Here is a 15919-nt window from a genome sequence, read left to right on the forward strand (position 1 = left end):
AGTCGATTTCCATGGAGAGAGACGAAACGTATGGAGGGTTAAGAATGGCAAAATTTACAATTGTTGATAAAGATACATGCATCGCGTGTGGAGCTTGCGGAGCCGCCGCCCCGGACATCTTTGACTATGATGACGAAGGCCTCGCCTTCAACTTGATGGATGACAACACGGGTACGATCGAAGTCCCAGACGAGTTGTACGAAGACTTGATGGACGCGTTCGAAGGTTGTCCGACCGATTCAATCAAAGTCGCCGATGAATCATTCGACGGAGACGCACTCAAATACGAATAAGCGGAGAGAGACATGTGTGTCCAAGACATACATGTCTCTCTTTTCTTTTTATCGGGCTGCTTTACGGAACCCGGCCGCCTCCGCTTCTCGTTCACTGCAAAACATCGCTTCCGGCACCGTCCGCTCATAGCTGGCGCCGCCCGGGACGTGATAAATCTTCTCGCCGTCCCGGTTGATGTTGCCTTTGATGTCACAATCGTCTGTCTCCTGAGTCGGCTTGGCCGGTTCGGTTGCCTCGTGGTCAAAGCCGTTGCCGGTGACGTAATCCTCGAGACTCCAAATGCCGAGCAACTGTTGGCGCGCGGCCCGCTCGACGTCCCGGAACGCATCGACGTGTTGCGTGTTCGGCGCATAGACGTAGGCGACGCGGGCAAGGCCGCGACGCAACAGTTCCTCGTTCAGCATCACCCCGTCATACCAGACGTAGGCGAGCGTACGCTGATACCGGTCGTAGCGCCCGACGTCATATTCGAGCGTGACCGTGTCGCCTTCAGGGAGCCAGCGCGTCACGAACGCTTTCGCCTCTTCCCCGAACGGTTGGACCGGGAGCGTCGGATGGCTCGTCTCCGGCGTATCGACGAGCAAGAGCCGAATCGATTCCGTCGCCCCGTTCTCGAATTCGACTTTAAGCGTATCGCCGTCGACGACGCGGTCGAGCGTGACCGACTCGGTCTTCCCGACCGGTCGCTTCACTTGTTGCGTCGCGTCAGCGCTCGGATAGTCGCTTTCGAGTTCAGTCAGTGACTCCGGCGGATCGATCTGCGAACCGAACCAATCATCGGTTGTACACCCTGAAAGGAAGGAAGTCAGCGCGAGGACGAGCGTCCAGTACCACCATTTTTTCAATTATCTCACCTCTTTATGAGTATAACAAAAAAGGTTGTTCGACGCTTCCGTCAAACAACCTTTCACGTAGAGGACAGATGTCCTTTTTTTCGTCATCGTTTCCCTTTAATATACGGGATACCGACAGATTTTGGTGCATCGGCTCGACCGACGACACCGGCAAGGGCAAGAATCGTGAGCGCGTAAGGCGCGATCAAGAGCAACACTTGCGGGACGTTGTTGATGACCGGCAAGTTGCTGCCGATAATCGAGAGCGCTTGGGCGAATCCGAAGAAGAGACCGGCTCCGAGCGCACCGAGCGGATTCCACTTCCCGAAAATCATCGCGGCGATGGCAAGGAACCCTTGTCCGACAATTGTCGTCGCACTAAAGTTCGTCGTGACTGTGACGGCATAGACCGCACCAGCTAAGCCACCGAACGCACCTGAGAGCATGACGCCCATGAAGCGCATCTTCGTGACGTTGATTCCCATCGTGTCCGCCGCCATCGGGTGTTCCCCGACCGAGCGAAGACGCAGGCCAAACGGCGTCTTGAAGATGACGAACCAGACGACGAACGCGAGCGCGATGGCGATGAACGACGTGTATTGGACGTTGATGAAGAACATGCGAAGAACCGGGATATCCGACAAGATCGGCACATTCTCTTTCGCGATCCGGTACTGGATGAAGTCGGTCTGCCCTTTATTGTAAAGGACACGGACGACGAAGATCGCAAGTCCGACCGCAAGCATGTTGATCGCGACACCGAGGACGGTCTGGTCGGCCCGCCAAAGGATGGCCGGGACTGCCAAGAAGAGCGAGAACAGCGCCCCGATGACCATGGCGACCAAGAGCGAGATCCATGGGCTCATGCCGCCAAGACCCATATTCGTCAGTGTCAGCGTCGTGATGATTCCCGTCACTGCCCCGATGACCATGATTCCTTCGAGTGCGATGTTGACGACACCCGACCGTTCACTGAAGATGCCACCGAGAGCGGCGATGATGAGTGGAGTCGCATAGGCGAGTGCAACCGGTACGACGATATAGAGGACTTCTAAGAAGCTCATTTTTTCTCCACTCCTTTCTTACGATTTCCTTTTAGTTTCTCAATGACATAGTTCAGTGCGTAACCAGACGCCACGAAGATGACGATGGCGGCGATGATGACTTTGACGAGCTCAGATGGGATGTTCGCGCCGAGCTGCATCGCGAGTCCACCGATGTTGAGGCCGGCGAACAACAAGGCCGCCAAGACGACACCGACTGCCGTGTTCGCTCCGAGAAGCGCGACCGCGATCCCGTCGAATCCGACGCCAGTGAACGACGCGCTGAGCGTCATGCCGTTGAACGTCCCGAGACCTTCCATCGCACCGGCGAGGCCGGCGAACATACCCGAGATGACGAACGACAAGACGATGTTGCGATTGACGCTCATCCCCGCATATTGCGAGGCGTGCTTGTTGAACCCGACGGCACGAAGCTCGTACCCGAGCGTCGTCCGTTGCAAGATGTAGTAATAGACGACCGCGGCAAGGACGGCGATGAGAATTCCCCAGTGCAAACGCGAGAACGTCGTCAATTCCTGAAGGAGCGGTGACGAGAGGGATGCCGATTCTCGAATCGATTCCGTCCGTTCATTCGTCACGCCGATGACGCTCCGTAAAATCGCGTTCGTCGTATAGAGCGCGATGTAGTTCATCATGATCGACGTGATGACCTCGTGGACGTGGAACTTCGCCTTGAGGAAACCTGGCACGAACGCCCAGGCGGCCGCAGCGAACATCGCGGCGAGCAAGGCGAGTGGCAAGTGGAGGAACATCGGCAAATCGAAGTTGATTCCGACGTACACCGCCGCCACCCAGCCGATCAACACTTGGCCCTCGACCCCGATGTTGAAGAGGCCGGTTCGGAACGCGAACGCGACCGCGAGACCTGAGAAGATGAGCGGTGCCGCAGCACGGAGCGTCTCCCCGATCGCGTACGGGCTGCCGAGCATCCCGTTAAAGAGCGACGTGAATCCACGCACTGGGTCATAGCCGCCGATGAGCATGACGATTGCGCCGACGAATAGCCCCATCAAGATGGACAGTAGCGGGATGAGCAGTCGATTGAGTCCTAGCTTGTTCATACTGTTTCTTCCCCTCTCTTACCGCCGGCCATCAAGAAGCCGAGCTCTTGCTCTGTCGTTTCTTTCGGGTCGCGAATCCCGACGATCTTTCCTTCGTACAAGACGGCGATTCGGTCCGATACGTGTAGAATTTCTTCAAGTTCGAACGAAATGAGGAGCACGGCGCGCCCTTTCTCCCGTTCTTTGACGAGCTGTTCGTGAATGAACTCGATGGCTCCGACGTCGAGACCGCGCGTCGGTTGCGCCGCGATCAGCAGGTCCGGAGACCGGTCGACTTCACGGGCGATAATCGCTTTTTGTTGGTTACCGCCAGAAAGCGCACGAGCCGGCACGTCGACTGATGGAGTTCGGACGTCAAACTTCTCAATTAACGCTTTCGCCTTCTCTGCGACGGCTTTATAGTTCATCAAGCCGCGTTTTGAGAAGGGTTCTTTGTAATACGTTTGCAAGACCATGTTGTCTCGAATCGAATAGTCGAGCACGAGACCATGCTTATGTCGGTCTTGTGGGATATGACCGACGCCCGATTCCGTCACTTTACGTGGGGTGAAACCGGTCACGTCATTTCCGTTTAAGAAAATCTTGCCGCCCTCAGGCTTTTTCAATCCTGAGATGGCTTCAATCAATTCCGTCTGACCATTGCCATCGATTCCAGCAATTCCAAGAATCTCACCTGAGCGAATCTGTAAATCCAAGCCTTCGACGACTTCAATGCCTCGACTGTCTTTGACGACGAGCTTTTGAATGTCGAGGACGACTTGCTGTGGATCTGCCTTGGAATATTCCGCATCAAAGTTTACTTCACGCCCGACCATCATCTCCGCAAGGCGATCCTCGTTGACAGTCTCGTCGATATCGACCGTCCCGATGTAACGTCCACGTCGGATGACCGTACAGCGATCCGCCACTTGCATGATCTCTTTTAGCTTGTGGGTAATCAAAATGATCGACTTTCCTTCTTCGATGAGACGCTTCATGATTTGAATAAGTTCTTGAATCTCTTGAGGCGTCAATACGGCCGTCGGCTCATCAAAAATTAAAATCTCGGCGCCACGATAGAGCGTCTTCAAAATTTCCACACGCTGTTGCATCCCGACTGAGATGTCTTCGATTTTTGCATCCGGGTCGATTCGAAGCCCGTACTGCTCCGAGATGTCCATTACTTTTTTACGCGCCGTGGCCCGGTCGACCGTCAACCCGCTCTTCGGTTCAGAACCGAGGATGATATTTTCTGTGACCGTAAACTTCTCGACGAGCATGAAGTGTTGGTGCACCATGCCGATGCCGAGATCGTTGGCGATGTTCGGGTTCTCAATGTTCACCTTTTCTCCGCGTACGCGAATCTCTCCGCCTTCAGGCTGATAGAGACCGAATAAGACGTTCATGAGCGTCGATTTCCCGGCGCCATTCTCTCCGAGCAACGCATGAATCTCGCCTTTACGAAGTTGAAGGGTGATATTGTCGTTGGCTACGAACGTACCGAACTCTTTGCGAATATTGAGCATTTCAATAACATATTCCAAGAAAGTCCACTCCTAACTTTAAGGAAAGGGGAACCACATGGGTCCCCCCTAACTCAATGATTTATTCTACTGTTTTCATGAACTCTTCGAACTCAGCGTCTGTCGCAGGTGCAGTAAGTTCGCCGTCAATTAACTGTTGGCGATACTCGTCTACTTGCGAGAGGATGTCAGCCGGAACGTTCTTATCAGATGTTTCAGCAATTCCAACACCGTCATCTTTCAAACCGAACTCGATGATTTCTCCACCTGGGAAGTTCCCTTCCATCGTCTGTTTCGACACTTCATACGTCGCCGTATCTACACGTTTAACCATTGAAGTAAGCGTAACGTCTTCTGGGAGGCCTTCTTCGTATTGGTCACGGTCAACCCCGATTACCCATACTTCTTCGCCGTTCTTCTTACGGTTCTTCGCTTCTGTGAATACCCCTACACCCGTACCACCAGCTGCATGATAGATGATGTCAGAACCTGCGCCATACATACCTGATGCGATCGCTGTTCCTTTTTCAGCCGAGTTGAAGTCTTCCGCGTATTTCACGTCGATTGTCGCGTCTGGGTTGACGGCCATGACGCCCGCTTTAAATCCGTTTTCGAACTTCTTGATCAAGTCAGACTCGACACCACCGATGAAACCGACTTTGTCCGTTTCAGTCATGAGACCCGCGATGACACCGACAAGGAATGATCCTTCTTGCTCTTTGAACGTGATTGACGCGACGTTCGGTTCATCAACGACCATGTCGACGATTGCGAAGTTGTTGTCTGGGAATTGACCAGCGACCGTTTGGATGTCTTCAGCCATCAAGAAGCCGATTCCGTAGATCAAGTCGAAGTTGTCACGTGCCAATTGTTGCAAGTTTGGCTGATAGTCTGCTTGTTTAGAAGATTGAAGGTATTTGAATCCTTCGTTTTCCGTCAAGTTGTTGGCTTCACCGAACTTCGTGAGACCTTCCCAAGCTGATTGGTTGAACGACTTGTCATCTACGCCGCCCGTATCCGTTACCATCGCTACTTTGAAGTCGCCAGCTTCGCTGCCGCCGCCTTCTCCGTTTGAAGCGCCTTCATTGTCGTCCCCGCCGCCACATGCTGCGAGTACTGTCGAGAGCGTAAGACCTGCTGCTAAAGCTGAGAGAATCGTTTTTTTCTTGTTCATCATCGTCGTGTTTCCCCTTTCGGTTCATAACAATTTAGGTTGTCATGTTGTCAGTAGTCATTACACCGGTATAAGAAAGCGCTTTCACGCCATTCCCCAAAAATAACCTCTCCGAATGTCAAATACGTGTTTTAGACGCGTTTGCGGACGACGTGGAAGTCAAAGCGGTCCGCTCGGAAAAAGTTTGCCGAATCGAGCAACGGTAGGTCGCTTTCATCGTAATGCAATTGCTTTAAAGCGAGTAACGGTTGGTCCGTTTGAAGTTGTGTCGAGATTTCCGTGCTCACACTCGGTTCGATGTGCGTAATCGCGTACGCGACCCGACGTCCTACCTCTTGTTCCAGCGCGTCAAACAATGACTTCCCTTCTGTCAATGCTTCAGGATTAGAAACGAGATGTGCGGGGATTTTGTCCACGCAGTATACGACCGGTGTCTCGTCTGCATAGCGAATCCGGACAATCCGATAAATCGGAGAATTCGGTTCGACTTTTAAACGCTCGGCTTCTCTCTCTGTCGCTAACACCTTTTCGGCCACCAATACTTTCGTTCCCGGTGTCATTTGGGCACGCGTGATCATGTCCGTTACGCTGAACAGCTCTTCAATCCCCGATGTGAACGGAGGTTTAGAACTAATGAACGTCCCGACGCCATGTTTACGCACGACAAATTTCTCGTCTTCGAGAATCCGAAGCGCTTCTCGGAGCGTCGCACGACTAACCCCTAGCTGCTTCGATAACTCGAACTCTGAAGGAAGTTTTTCCCCCTCACGATAGACACCCTCATCGATATCTTGCTTGATTTTCTCAATCACGCGGAGATAGAGCAAGCGATGATCGAGCTTGATCGACATGGGCCTCACCACCTTTACCTATTGTTACCAGTGCTCAGACATCTGACGTATGAATGCCCTTGCCAATATTAAGTATAGGGATTCCAGAAAAAGAACGCAATACTTTTTGTTCGGAATCAAGGAAATATTTTGACGTGAAGGAATTCAGTGCGTCCTGTAGTCTATATTACCTGTTCCTTCAGCCTTTGCAAAGTTTTTGTAAAATGAAAACGGTATTAAAAAATGAAAGCGGTTCAATCGTTTCAGTAGTATGTCGGATTAGGTATTATAGACCAGATGTGCTATATCATTCCCGCTCATTGCGCGTTTCTTATGAATTCGGTACCCATTTCAATTATACCGATAAATAAATAAAAACGAACGATTAGATTATATTAAATCCAATCGTTCGTTTTTTAATTTTACCCTTCCGACTCATTGACGAGTACTTTCCGTGGTTTCGATCCTTCTGACGGACCGACATACCCCGCTTGTTCTAGCGAATCGATCAATCGTGCAGCTCGATTATAGCCGATTCGGAACCTCCGTTGAATCATCGACGTCGAGGCCGTCTCTTGCGTCATAATGAACTGGACGACTTCCCCGAACAACGAATCGTCCGAATCGATCGTCGTCACTTCTTCTTCTTTCGGCATCATCGCCTCGACGTACTGGGCGCGTTGCTGGGCGATGACGTGGTTGACGACTGTCTCGACCTCTTGGTCCGATACAAAGGCACCTTGGACACGAATCGGTTTGTTCATCCCGTTCGCGAGCATGAGCATGTCTCCACGCCCAAGCAACTTCTCGGCCCCGCCTCCGTCGAGAATCGTTCGTGAATCCGTCTGTGATGAGACGGCAAACGCGATCCTTGACGGAATGTTCGCCTTGATGACGCCTGTGATGACGTCTACGGACGGCCGTTGTGTCGCGAGCACCATATGAATGCCTGCGGCCCGCGCCATCTGTGCAAGGCGCATAATGGCGTCCTCGACATCATTCGACGCGACCATCATCAGGTCGGCGAGCTCATCGACAATGACGACGATGAACGGCAGTCGCTTCGCATCTCCATCCTCGGACTTGTCGACGAGTTCGTTATATCCCTCGATGTTTCGTACACCGTAACGACTAAACAGCTCGTAACGTCGTTCCATCTCGGCAACGACTTGCTTGAGCGCCTGTGCCGCCTTTTTCGGGTCGGTGACGACCGGCGTCAACAAGTGTGGGACACCGTTATAGACGTTCAACTCGACCATCTTCGGGTCAATCATCATCAATCGGACCTCATCCGGCCGGGTCCGCATCAAAATCGACACGATCATGCCGTTGATACAAACCGACTTCCCCGAGCCCGTCGACCCGGCTACGAGCAAGTGCGGCATTTTGTTCAAGGCGACGGTCACCGTCTCGCCACTGATGCTGCGCCCAAGCGCGACGAGTAACGGTGACGCCTCACGTTTGACCGTATCGGCCTCCAGCACTTCACGTAAGCACACCGGGGCGACCTCTTGGTTCGGCACTTCAATCCCGATGGCCGCCTTGCCCGGAATCGGCGCCTCGATGCGAATGTCTTTCGCCGCCAAAGCGAGCGCCAAATCATCGCTTAGCGAGGTGATTCGGCTCACTTTCACACCGATGTCCGGTTGGAGCTCATATTTTGTGACAGTCGGTCCAAGATGGATCTTCAACACTTTCACCCCGACGCCGAACGACTTGAGCGTTTGGACGAGTTTCGTCGCATTCGCTTTCAATCGTGCATTCTCACCCGACAAGTCGGTGACGACCGGCTCGGACAAGATGGTGAACGTCGGGAGCTCGTACGTGTCAGACACGTCTTGCGCTGCCGTCATCATCATGTCCTCGGTCGGCATGTCCGCCACTTCATCTGCACGATCCGTCGTGCTCGCGTCCTGTTTTTGTGCCTGCTTCTCGGCAACGACTTGTTCACTGAACCCAACGATTGGGATGTCGTGCATCGTCACAGCATCCGGTTCCGGCTCGATTTCCGGCGGGTTACTCGACGCCTCGGCGTCGCGAGGGACAGCAGGCGTCGCTTTCTTCCGTGCCGGTGCCGTTTTCCGTTCAGGCCGTTCCCGCTCCTGCCACTCTTGTTTGATCGCTTGGCCAGACTCGAGCAGTCTCCGACCGACACTGTGCCAAATCGATGGCGAAAGTAGAGAGATTCCGACGACGAGACAGATGATGCCGAGGAAAATAATGCCGAAGTCGGAGAGTAAGTAATGGTTCAGCTCATAGAGCGCGCCGTTGATCGCCCCACGCTCGGCTCCCCAGACGAGATCGCCAAACAATAGAAAGGCGAGGAACAACAAGAAGATCCCGGCCCGCTGGCTCGGCCGCCAATCGCTCAACCCGATGAGCAAGGTGAAGCCGATGGCGAGATACGTCAACGCTCCCCAGCCACCGAACAACGTGGCAGCGAGCAGCGATGTCCGGGCACCGACCCAGCCGAACTCGAATAATGAAAAGATGAACGCTGTCATCGCAAGGACGAACGCGCCCCATCCATATGTACGCCAAGGAATCGGTTGTTTCTTGCGGGCTCTCGGAGCCGGTCGTTTCCGTTTTGGCGGAGTCTTTCTCGATTTTTGAGCCACCTTTTTCTGTGTCACTTTCGATTCCTCCTAAAAAAAGAAGGCAAAAGTCAGATGACTTTTGCCTCAATTCATTATATCTCCATGATGATCGGCAAGATCATCGGACGACGTTTCGTCTGCTCGAACAAGAAGACGCTGAGCCGCTCACGAATATTTGATTTCAATTCGGTCCAATCGCTTCCAGCTTGGAGACTCTTCTCGATTTGCTTTGTGACGATTCGGTTCGCCTCAGAAATCATCTCTTCGGACTCACGCATATAGACGAATCCGCGGGAGATGAGCTCTGGGCCTGAAATCAATTTCTTTTGTTTCCGGTTCAACGTGACGACGCAGAGCACGACGCCATCTTGCGACAAGAGGCGACGGTCGCGAAGAACGATGTTCCCGACGTCTCCGACACCGATTCCATCAATCAAGACGTTTCCGGCCGGCACTTTACGGCTCATACGCGCTTTGCGTCCGGTGAACTCGACCACATCGCCTTTTTCGACGATGAAGATGTTGTTCGATTTGACACCGACTTGTTCCGCGAGTTTCGAGTGCGCCATTTGCATCCGATACTCCCCGTGAATCGGGAGGAAGTACTTCGGTTTGACGAGGTTGAGCATGAGCTTCAACTCTTCAGCCGAACCGTGTCCCGATACGTGTACTTTCCGTTGGTTGTAGATGACGTTCGCGCCCGAGCGGAACAAGAGGTCAATCGTTTTTGAAACCGACTTCTCGTTACCCGGGATCGGTGTCGCAGCGATGACGACCGTATCATTCAAGCGAATATTCACTTGTTTATGCGCGTTCCGTGCCATCCGTGTCAACGCTGCCATCGGTTCCCCTTGTGAACCGGTCGTCAAGATGACAACTTTGTTGTCAGGCAAACGGTTCACTTGTGACAGTTCAACGAGCGTTTTTGGCTTGAAACGAAGGTAGTTCAACTTTTGGGCCACTTCGACGATGTTGACCATGCTGCGGCCGACGACCGCGACTTTCCGGTCGTTCGCTTCCGCCGCTGCGAACACTTGTTGCAAACGATGGACGTTCGAGGCGAACGAGGCGACGATGACGCGCCCTTCCGCCTGATAGATGACGTCGTTCAATTCGGCACCAACGATTGACTCCGATCCGGTTTGACCCGGACGTTCCGCGTTCGTCGAGTCTGATAACAAGGCGAGGACGCCTCGCTGCCCGATTGCGGCCAATTTATTGAAATCAGACTGTTTCCCATCGACCGGTGTATAGTCGAATTTGAAATCGCCCGTATGGACGATTGCCCCTTGAGACGTTTGGATGCAGACCCCTACGCAGTCGGGAATCGAGTGGTTGACGCGGAAGAACGTGATGAAATGATCAGCGATAGTCAATTTCGTTTTGGCGTCAATCAATCGAAGGTCGACTTCTTTAAGTAAGCCTGCCTCTTTCAATTTGAGCTCGATCAAACCGAGCGTCAACTTCGTCCCGTAGACGGGGACGTGTTTCAAATCGCGGAGCACATAACTGAGTCCACCGATATGGTCTTCGTGACCGTGCGTGATGAAAATGGCACGGACACGGTCTTTATTCTCTTTCAAATACGTAATGTCAGGGATGACGATATCAATCCCGAGCATCTCATCGCCTGGGAACATGAGACCGGCATCGATGACGAAGATGTCGTCGTCTAGTTCCACGACGTACATGTTCTTCCCGATTTCGCCTACGCCTCCAAGCGCAAAGACGCTAATGTTCTCTGTCTTCTTCTTTGACACTAACAAAAACCTCCTAGATGATTCATATTCTGGTTCGTCCACTTATCGCTATTGAATATTGTATCGGAAAACGGCTTCATTGCCAACATTTCCGTTCAATCGACTAGAGGTTTTAAAACATCGGCGAGCGGCATCGTCGCTTGTTCCCCTGGCCGCTTGCCTGCTGCGAGCTGTCGAATCGACAATCCGAAGTCCATCTGCAGGTGCGGATAGTCGGGGAAGTTACGCCAATCGCCGCCCCACTCGAATCCGAGCGCCTTGCCGAGCTCACCGAGTTCTTGCCAGTCGGGCACACCGGAACGATTGTGGTCAGATGACAAATCATAGTCGGCCCGGTTGTCATGGATGATGACGAAATCGACGGCGAGTCCATAGTTATGGTAGCTCTGTCCGGCCTTGGCGTTCGTGACGATTTGGCCAGGCTCCGATCGACCTTGCGCATAGAGCGCGTTTTGCTCGTCTTCGGAGCGATAACCGGACGTCAGGCGAACCTCGAGCCCAAGGCACGAATAAGCGAGCCGGACAAACGTCTCGCTTCGTTCCCGGACGTGCGGATGTAAGTTCGAGAAGGCGCGCTCACTCCGCTCGACAATCGGCTGCTCGGCTTGTGGTGCCCGATTGCACATCCCTGCCTCAAACGATGGCTCATCCACCCAAGGCATCGGTCCTGGACGTGAAAACGAGTACGCCAAGAAGATGCCGACGAGAAACGCGACCATCGCGAACGTCAAGACACCGGTCCACTTCATCGTCTGAACCGTTTACGGAGTCCTTTGACGAGCGGAAGTCCTTTTTCGAGGGCGAAATAGAGCAGACGATTCAAGACGAGGTCGAACTCTCCGACCTTCTCAATCATGTCACTGCCCCACCCTGACTTAAAGGCGTAAAGTCCCGCGTATTCATCATCCGGGTCCGTTTTACCGGAGACGCCGCCGAAATCGTAGCGCTCGGCACCGCTCTCTTTTGCGGCTTGCATCATCGTCCATTGCATGAGGTGGTTCGGCATGAATTCACGGAACTCGTTCGATGACGCGCCGTACAAGTAGTACGAGCGGCGACCGGCGAGCGTCAACAGACCACCCGACAAGACGAGGCCGTCCGGATAGCGCTTGTCGAGTTCGACGAGCTCCGGCAACGCTGTCTCGATTTTTTCAATCTGTTCGCGTGTCTGTTTCTCGCGATTCGTCAAGCTCGACCGTTTCTTCTCGACGGTCTCCTTCTCGAGCGCCCGCTCGATTTTCGCGAGCTCTCGCGTCGCTTTCTCGAGCGTCTGTCGCTGTTGCTCGAGGGCAAGGCTCGGCTCGAGTTTCGTCAAGAACAGGCGGGCGTCATTCGGTTGAAGGCAGTCATACAGGTTCTCGAAGTAATCGAGTCCACGCGTGGAAAACCCGTCCCGTTCCCCTGTCACTTTCATCAACTCGGCGAACGTCTTCAGACCGTCACGACCGACCTCGGTACAGACGATGCCTTTCTTTTCCGCGAGCCGAACGTTATAGCGGAACTTATGATGAAATTTCCCGAAAATCTCTTTCTCGCTCGGGCGCAAATCCGTCTCCATCGTGAAGCGGGGCTGTGCATAATCGAATCCGCCGCCATACCCTTTATGAATAAAACCGAGCTCGGTCATCTCCGTCATCAAGCCCGGGACTTCATCGCGGTCGATGTTCGGGTCGATTTTGATCGTGATGGCACGTCGGTCTTTCGCGACACGTTTCGCCTCTTCGGTCAATACTTTGAGCGACTCTGTGTCGTCATAGTCGACGACGAAGCCACGCGGGGCGTAACATAGCGTGAACGGGAGCTTCGGCACTTGTTTGAACAATAACAGAGCGACCCCTGTCGTCGTTCCGTTCGTCCCGACGGCGATGCGTTCTCCTGACCAACCGTTTTGACGCTTGACGCTGGCCCAACTTGAAAGTTGGAGCAAATCTCCCCGGTCATGGGCTTTGACGAAATCGTCATGCTGTTTCTCTGTCAAACTGATAGGTTGTACTGCCATAAATCATGATTCCTCCGTCTTCAAGATTGTCGCTCGAACAATTTTCTCTTCATCGAGCGGTATTTTTTCGTTGCCGATGATTTGATATTTTTCGTGCCCTTTTCCGGCCAAGACGACGATGTTCGTCGGTTTCGCGAGGCTTGCCGCATATCGGACCGCTTCTTCACGGTCACCAATCTCGACGAAGTTGTCGTGCGTCATGCCTGAAGCGATGCCGCTCGTGATGGAGTCATATGCTTCAAAGCGGGGGTCATCCGTCGTGATGACGACCGTGCCGGCGTACTTTGAGGCCATCTGGCCCATCGTCGGTCGTTTCGTCACATCACGATTGCCGCCCGTCCCAATCAAGAAGATGATGTCTTCCTTCGGGACGCCGACGAGCGATTTCAAACATTGCTCGATACCATCCGGCGTGTGGGCATAGTCAGCGTAGACGTTATAACCAGGCACGTCGAGCCGTTGCATCCGCCCTTTGGCCGGATGAATCGCCTCGAGCGCCTCAATAATCTTCGCGAGCGAATAACCCGCAGCGAGCAGACACCCTGTCGCAAGGAGAATATTGTACACGTTGAAGCGTCCGATGAACTGAACCGTCACCGGCAAGCTCTCCCCTTGATAGTGAAGATGGAAACTCGTATCAGACAACGTCTGCACGATATTCGTCGCCAAGACGTCAGCCGGGGCGTCGATGCCGTATGTCATGACACGCGCACCCGTCATCGTCTCATAGAGCTTGCTATATGGATCGTCCGCATTCAAGACGGCGACTTTGCCACGGGACGCGATTTGACCGAGCTGGGCGAAGAGCAACCCTTTCGCACGGGCATAATTATCAAACGTGCCATGGAAGTCGAGATGGTCATGGGTCAAGTTCGTGAAGCCGACGATATCGAAATCGGTGCCGATGACACGGCCGAGTTCGAGCCCGTGTGACGACACTTCCATCATGACGTCCGTCACCCCTTCGGCCTTCATCTGCGCCAACAGTTGCTGCAGTTCTGAACTTTGCGGCGTCGTGTTCTTGCTCGGTACGACCCGGTCGTTGATGCGGACTTCGACCGTCCCAATCAAGCCGGTACTATGCCCGAGCTCTGCGAGGACGTCGCGTAAAATCGTCGTCGTCGTCGTCTTCCCGTTCGTCCCGGTGATGCCGAACATGCGCATCTGTTCTGACGGGTAGCCATAAAATGCTGAAGCCAACAGTCCGACGGCTCTCGAGCTGTCCCGGACGACCAAGTTCGGTACCGGCACGTCGAGCGGACGTTCGCTGACGATGGCGACGGCACCGCGTTCAACGGCGGTCGCGGCGTAGTCGTGTCCATCGACCGTGTACCCTTTGATCGCGACGAACAGCGTCCCGGGGACGACTTCGCGCGAGTCGGTCGTCACGTGGGTCACGTTGATGTCAGAGTTTGATAGTTGGTTAATCAATTGAATGTGTTTTGCTAAATCGGTTAAGTTCAAGTCTTTCCCTTCTTTCACCTGTATCCTGTCCAAAGTAAAGAATACCTCTTAATCAGTGTAGAGAACTTACAATTCGGTTTCAAGTCAGTCTTCGGACGGAAGGACATAAGATTTGGCAGGAGCATGGCTGAGCACTTCACGAATGAGGGCGTTCACGTCACGCGTCTCGATCCGGTCTACTTTATCGAGGACGACATCGATCGGTTCCACTTCATCTAATAGGACGAGGTTGCGGCCGTTGCGATTCATCCGCGCGCTCGTGCTCTCATTGCCGAGAACGAGCGAGCCTTTCAGTTGCCGCTTCCCTTTCTCGACTTCGTCGTCCGTCAAGCCGCTCGTCTTCAACGCCGCGAGTTCACGGTCCATAATCGACTCGACTTGGTCGAGCGTGTCTTTCGACGTCCCGATATAAATCGTGAACGTCCCGTGATCGTCGAACGTCGTATAATACGAATAGATTGAGTAGGCGAGCCCTTGTTCTTCGCGAATCGACTGGAACAAGCGGGATGACATCGTCGCCCCGATGGCGTTGTTCAGAAGGGCCAGATGCGGTAACCGGTCATCGGTCGCGGCAATCGCCTCGAAGTTCCAACAGAGATGGGCTTGCTCGGTCTCTTTTTCTTTTTTCACGACCTCGGCGTGTAGCGTCGGTACGGTCGATTCTTTCGAAGATTCCCCTGTTGGGAGACCGGCAAACCTCGCTTTAACGGCCTCGATGAGTTCATCCGGCACGTGTCCGGCAATCGACACGACGACGCGGTTGCCTGTATACCGTGTTTCCACGTATCGAAGCAACTGGTCGCGGGTGAGGCCGAGCACGCTCGACTCCGTCCCAAGAATCGGTTCGGTCAGCACGTCGTCTTGATAGACGGCCGTTGCGAGCAGTTCGTGGACGAGGTCTTCCGGTGTATCTTCATACATTTTGATTTCTTCGAGTACGACGCGTTTTTCCTTCTCGAGTTCGGCTTCATCGAAGACCGAGTTGAACAGCATGTCCGCGAGCGCGTCAAACGCGATTAAAGCGTGGTCGTCGAGTGTCTTCACGTAATAACACGTATGGTCTTTCGATGTGAAGGCGTTGACGCTACCACCGAGCTCATCGAAGAACGAGGCGATCTCTTTCGCCGACCTCGTCTTCGTCCCTTTAAATAGCATGTGTTCAATCAAATGACTGATTCCAATCTCGGACTTGTCTTCAGTGCGCGTCCCGGCTTTGATGAACACCCCGGTCGACGTGCTCCGGACGTCTGCCATCGGTTCGATGACGATGCGGACGCCGTTGTCTAATGTGATCCATTCCATCTTATCACTCCTATGAAAAAGGCCATCGCGATAGACGAT

Annotated in this window: 13 protein-coding genes; 1 reads left to right on the forward strand and 12 read right to left on the reverse strand. The window is 53.5% G+C overall.

The window, feature by feature from the left end:
- The first annotated feature begins 44 nt into the window (after positions 1–44).
- Positions 45–293: a ferredoxin gene (locus tag KNP76_RS00565; protein WP_021067177.1), complete on the forward strand. Its 249-nt coding sequence runs from the start codon at positions 45–47 to the stop codon at positions 291–293.
- Between the two features lie 48 nt (positions 294–341).
- Here KNP76_RS00565 and KNP76_RS00570 read toward each other — a convergent pair whose 3' ends face one another.
- The 12 genes from KNP76_RS00570 to KNP76_RS00625 form a co-directional block, all read right to left on the reverse strand.
- Positions 342–1139 (reverse strand): thermonuclease family protein, encoded by a 798-nt coding sequence (locus KNP76_RS00570; RefSeq protein ID WP_251137272.1) that lies wholly within the window; start codon positions 1137–1139, stop codon positions 342–344.
- A 92-nt stretch (positions 1140–1231) separates the two neighbouring features.
- A complete protein-coding gene (locus KNP76_RS00575) occupies positions 1232–2191 on the reverse strand; it encodes an ABC transporter permease (RefSeq protein WP_214842065.1) in 960 nt (319 codons plus the stop codon).
- Positions 2188–3252, reverse strand: a complete 1065-nt coding sequence (locus KNP76_RS00580; RefSeq protein WP_214842068.1) for an ABC transporter permease — start codon at positions 3250–3252, stop codon at positions 2188–2190. Before KNP76_RS00580 ends, KNP76_RS00575 begins: the two co-directional genes overlap by 4 nt.
- Positions 3249–4775 (reverse strand): ABC transporter ATP-binding protein, encoded by a 1527-nt coding sequence (locus KNP76_RS00585; protein ID WP_034815156.1) that lies wholly within the window; start codon positions 4773–4775, stop codon positions 3249–3251. The genes KNP76_RS00580 and KNP76_RS00585 overlap by 4 nt, the downstream gene beginning before the upstream one ends.
- Before the next feature lie 61 nt (positions 4776–4836).
- Positions 4837–5928 (reverse strand): BMP family lipoprotein, encoded by a 1092-nt coding sequence (locus tag KNP76_RS00590; protein WP_214842071.1) that lies wholly within the window; start codon positions 5926–5928, stop codon positions 4837–4839.
- Between the two features lie 131 nt (positions 5929–6059).
- Positions 6060–6779: a GntR family transcriptional regulator gene (locus tag KNP76_RS00595; RefSeq protein WP_034808510.1), complete on the reverse strand. Its 720-nt coding sequence runs from the start codon at positions 6777–6779 to the stop codon at positions 6060–6062.
- Between the two features lie 401 nt (positions 6780–7180).
- A complete protein-coding gene (locus KNP76_RS00600; RefSeq protein ID WP_371816124.1) occupies positions 7181–9391 on the reverse strand; it encodes a DNA translocase FtsK in 2211 nt (736 codons plus the stop codon).
- 56 nt (positions 9392–9447) lie between these two features.
- Positions 9448–11115 (reverse strand): ribonuclease J, encoded by a 1668-nt coding sequence (locus tag KNP76_RS00605; RefSeq protein WP_034808812.1) that lies wholly within the window; start codon positions 11113–11115, stop codon positions 9448–9450.
- A gap of 95 nt (positions 11116–11210) precedes the next feature.
- Complete coding sequence (locus KNP76_RS00610) at positions 11211–11864, reverse strand: M15 family metallopeptidase (RefSeq protein WP_034815152.1); 654 nt, start codon at positions 11862–11864, stop codon at positions 11211–11213.
- The gene (locus KNP76_RS00615) at positions 11861–13114 is read right to left on the reverse strand and encodes a lipid II:glycine glycyltransferase FemX (protein WP_034808816.1); all 1254 of its coding nucleotides are present in this window, start codon (positions 13112–13114) and stop codon (positions 11861–11863) included. The genes KNP76_RS00610 and KNP76_RS00615 overlap by 4 nt, the downstream gene beginning before the upstream one ends.
- 3 nt (positions 13115–13117) lie before the next feature.
- Complete coding sequence (locus tag KNP76_RS00620; protein WP_214842079.1) at positions 13118–14596, reverse strand: UDP-N-acetylmuramoyl-L-alanyl-D-glutamate--2,6-diaminopimelate ligase; 1479 nt, start codon at positions 14594–14596, stop codon at positions 13118–13120.
- A 66-nt stretch (positions 14597–14662) separates the two neighbouring features.
- Positions 14663–15880 carry a M16 family metallopeptidase gene (locus KNP76_RS00625; RefSeq protein ID WP_214842082.1) on the reverse strand — a complete coding sequence of 406 codons (1218 nt, stop codon included), beginning with the start codon at positions 15878–15880 and terminating at the stop codon, positions 14663–14665.
- Positions 15881–15919 lie beyond the last annotated feature (39 nt).

The sequence above is a fragment of the Exiguobacterium sp. s150 genome (assembly GCF_018618435.1).
Lineage (GTDB): Bacteria > Bacillota > Bacilli > Exiguobacteriales > Exiguobacteriaceae > Exiguobacterium > Exiguobacterium alkaliphilum.